Origin of the sequence: Lutibacter sp. (assembly GCF_013139515.1) — a bacterium.
Classification (GTDB): domain Bacteria; phylum Bacteroidota; class Bacteroidia; order Flavobacteriales; family Flavobacteriaceae; genus Lutibacter.
This window is the reverse complement of sequence record NZ_WTAR01000154.1, coordinates 1-4260: the sequence shown is the minus strand read 5'-3', so window position 1 is coordinate 4260 and position 4260 is coordinate 1. Positions and strand designations below refer to the sequence as shown.

General features: G+C 32.3%; 3 protein-coding genes. All 3 read right to left on the bottom strand.

Going from position 1 to position 4260, the window contains the following annotated elements:
• Positions 1 to 494: DUF4861 family protein (locus tag GQ540_RS13015; RefSeq protein ID WP_291801877.1), on the bottom strand; the 494-nt coding region annotated here is incomplete at its 3' end.
• A gap of 15 nt (positions 495 to 509) precedes the next feature.
• Positions 510 to 1451 carry a 1-phosphofructokinase family hexose kinase gene (locus GQ540_RS13010; protein ID WP_291801874.1) on the bottom strand — a complete coding sequence of 314 codons (942 nt, stop codon included), beginning with the start codon at positions 1449 to 1451 and terminating at the stop codon, positions 510 to 512.
• Between the two features lie 10 nt (positions 1452 to 1461).
• On the bottom strand, positions 1462 to 4260 hold a 2799-nt coding region (locus tag GQ540_RS13005; protein ID WP_291801871.1), incomplete at its 5' end, for a DUF5107 domain-containing protein.

Sequence of the window (4260 nt, the reverse complement as noted above, 5' to 3'; positions counted from 1 at the left end):
CCACTAGAAATTGTTCCTTTGTCTTTCCCTTCCATTCTATCTTCTTCAAAAAGCAATTGTGCTTTTGGTCCAAAAGTTCTAAAGGCTACTCTATCATTTTCCCAGGCATAATCATCAATTCTCTCTGGGACAAATCTAGAATAGGTTGTTATATCATTATTTTTTAAATTTGCTTTTTCATTTAAAAAAACTACTTCATATTCATTTGTTGAATTTGCTTTTAAAGTGGGCTGAAAAAGAACAGACTCTTTCTCTCCATCTCCATTTTCATCTACTAACTGACTTGTATAAGTTTTATCTGTTTTAATATCTTTAAAACTAATTGAAGAATATTTTTGCTCTTGCTTAGAAATTAGCTCTGACAAAAGAATAGTTACTGATGCATTTTTTCTAATCTTGCTTGAATTATTTTTCACTGTAATTGTTACTCCTTCTTCTGAAATACAACCTCCTAACAAAATAAAAAAAAGTAAATAAAATGCTTTAATTTTCATGGTTCTTTGTATTATTTATAATCCTATGTTACTTATTTTACTTTTATTTTTTAATTCTTCAACATCAGATTTATTCAATAACCCTAGCTCCTTGCGAATACAATTAGCTGCACCCATAGACGCTCCTAATTTTGCCATACCTTCAAAATTTAATTCTTCGCTATATGCCAAAGCTAGACCTGCAGTAAGGCAATCTCCACTGCCTATAGTACTATAAATAGTGTCTAATTGATGGCTTACTTGAATATGCTCATTTGCAGACATTAAGTGCAACCCTTTTGATCCATCAGTTATTGCCACAACTTCACAATACTTTAGTAATTCAGTTCCAGCCTCAATAATATTTGTTTTTCCTGTGAAATTTTGCACCTCCGATTTATTTAGATGAACTAAATAAGGAGATTCTTTCAATGCATTCTCTAAATTTGTTCCTGTACAATCTAAAAAGACATCTTTTTGGTAACTGTTGGTTTTTTTTACCAACGTTTGGTATCCATCTTCAATACCATCCACCCAAGAACCACTCATTACAACACATTTTGCGTTTGAAATATAGTTTTCTGCCTCTTTAAAAAATTCTGAAAGGTCTTCTGAAGTTACGGAAGGTCCTTTGCCTAAAATCTCAGTATCATCAAACAAGGAATCTGATTTAAATGTATAACAGGTTCTAGAAAGTCCTTTTACTTCCGGCCCAATACATTCTATATTTGAATACCTTTCCTCACACTCTTCTTTTATCCATTTTCCAGATGCACCTCCCCAAAATCCTAATAATTTTACAGGTATTTCCATCTCAGCAGCAGCCATTGCAACATGTACACCTTTTCCACCAGGGTACGATTCTTCATGAGTTATTCGATTAGCTTCTTTCTTCTTAAAATCTTCAATCCAAGCAAAAGTATCTATTGATGGGTTTGGACAAACCACCAGTATGTATTCTTCTTTTCTATTTTTCATTTTACAATACTTACTGTGTTGATCCGGCGAAAGTAGTTTGTGCCCAAATAATTGCATCTCGTTCAATTAATTGGTGCAATTTTTTCGCTATATTTAATTGTTGTAAAGATTCTTTTAGTTCACCTTTATCATTGCTAATAACTGATAAATAATAGTAGCCTAAAGCTTTTCTGAAATTTGGTCCTTTCCTTAAATACCCATTAACTTTTCCATTAATAAGCTCGGTAGCTTCATTCTCTAATTCAAAAATAAGTTTAGATGCTTCTTTATCATTTAAACCATTTATTTTTTGAATTGCCAATGCTTGATAGTAATTTACTAATGTTGGTAATTTAGTATGTTCCTTCTTTGTAATATTTATGTATTCTGTAGCTTTTACGTTATCTCCAATTTTCTCATAAAGTAATGCCATTGGATAATACAAAAATCCGCGTGTATTAGGCTCTCTTGGTTTTACTTTTAAATTATCTGGATATAAGGTTGCTTTTTTATAAAAATCTAACGCTTTTTTAGGATTTTTAGTTGCTTTAGCCATTCCGATGTAGGAATTCATATACGAATTATGAATGTTGTATTTCCCTTCTCTATTATTAAACACATGGGTTTCGTAATAATTGATAGGAGTTTTATATTCACCATAAACAACCATTAAATCTAACATGCTCGAAAGTAGGTCATCTCTTTTTTCAACCACTTTTATATGTTTTTTCAAAAACTTCAACCTTTCTTTTGGATCTTCATCTAAACTCCTTTTTAGATTGTCAAATTCCATTAAAATCAGATCATCTGTAGGTCGTTCTATAAAAGCTTTTTCATAATATACTCGTGCCTCATCTAAAGCCGCTTCCACACCATTAAACCCACCTTTTAAATAGCCTAAATTCCTAAGAGTCATTCCATTTTTTGGATTTAACTGATTTGATTTTTCAAAATAATCTAAGGCTTTTTCTCCATTATTTAAACCATTATAAATCAATCCTAAGTAGTAATAAGACTTCTCATCATTTTTATCGTACGCTAATGCTTTGTTAAAAACCTCTATTGATTTTCTTCTAAAAGGGAACACATTTTCAATAGACGATTTTCCTCCTTCAATAAATGCTTTTACTGCAGCATCTTTATCACCTATTTTATCATAACAAAACCCTTTGTAATATTGAACCAATGCTATTTCTTCTGAAATAGTTTCGGCTTTCTTCAATACAGTCAATGCGTTGTTATACAAGCCTAAATCCATATAAAAAATAGCCAATTCTATATAATATTGCGCATCATCTAACAACAAATCTGTTACCAACTTTTCTGTAGTGTCGCTTTTTAGTTTTTCAGCATCTGCTATTAACTTTTTTTCATTCAAAGCCCAAAAGTTGATTGGATCAAATTCTAACACTTTTTCAATTGCTTGCGTACTATTATCATACTGACCTAGCAACCTATAAACTACTGATTTTGTTGCCCATAATTGCGGGCTCTCCATATTCTGTGTAAGCGCCTTATTTAAGTGCTCTAATGCTAACTTCGGATTTTGATTTTTCAAATCTATTTTAGCAATTCTTTCATACGATTGCGACAAATACGCTTGAAAATGAGTGGCTCTATAATAAGCGCTATAGGCTTCTTCAAGATTCTCCAAACCTTCATTAACAACTCCTTTTAAATAAAATAAATTTCCATCGTCTCTAGCACGTTTTGCAGCAGAATTAATATACTTCAATGCATTTTTATAGTCTCCTTTTTCAATTTCCATCTGAGCCATAGAAAGGTTGGCTTTTACATTTAATGAGTCTTTCTCTAAGATTTCAACAAAAAACTTATATGCAGTATTTTTATCTCTGTTTTTATATAAGAAATCTCCAATATGCCATAATTCATCGGTGCTTTCAAACAAAGAAGGGTCTTCATAAGCGATGTCACCTTTTGGTTTTTCTGTAGTTGCTTCTACTTCTGGGCTATAAGATAAAATCTCATTTCCTCTAGCATCTAAAAGTTCTAGTTTATAATTATGGAAATCTTTATGTATTGCCGTACTAATACCTACAACTGGTTTTGAAGGATCAATATCTGTAATTCTTTCAAAAACAGTTGCTCCTTTATAGGTCAATCTAACTACTGCATTTTTAACTACAGAAGTAGAATACGCTCCTATTTTTACAACTCCTTTTGCAAACTCTAAATTAAGTGCTCCGTTTTCATTTGCTTCTTTAAATCCTCCTATTTCTTTTACTGGAAAAAAGAAATGGCTGTATGACTTTACCTCTCCTGGATTCATCCAATGAAAATCTGGTTGGTTATCTGTATATCCACCTGCTTGAGGTTCTGCATACGGACCACCACCATCTGAAAGTATCCAATCCCACATACGCCCAAAAGGAGAAGCACCCCAAGTCCAGAATTTTTTACCTACAATAATATGTTTGTTTCCAGTAAAAACCGTTCCTGCATTTTTTCCGTGATCAAACCCTCCAAAGAAACTTCCAATATTATTTGCAAAATAACTATTGGCATTCGGAATGTTTTTCCACCAAGACAAATCTTTGCCCTTATTCATTGGCCAAGAAGTATATTCAAACTTATTATGATTGGTCATATACTCTGTTGGATAAATTAATTGGTAATTTTCATTTGCGTGTGTTGCTGCAATTGCCCACATATATTGCGATTGAGGCAATGCTGTAGGATTCATTAATCTAACTTTTGCTTCAATAACACTTTTTCCTGGATATATTGTAACTCCAACTGCCCAACGCAATCCGTGTACCCATTCGGTTTCTCCTACCCAAATGGTTTTACTACCATCTTTATTCTCTAC

What these genes read in the sequence shown, in the direction of transcription:
- GQ540_RS13010 (WP_291801874.1), bottom strand. Translation starts at nt 1,451, where the DNA reads ATGAAAAATAGAAAAGAAGAATACATACTGGTGGTTTGTCCAAACCCA.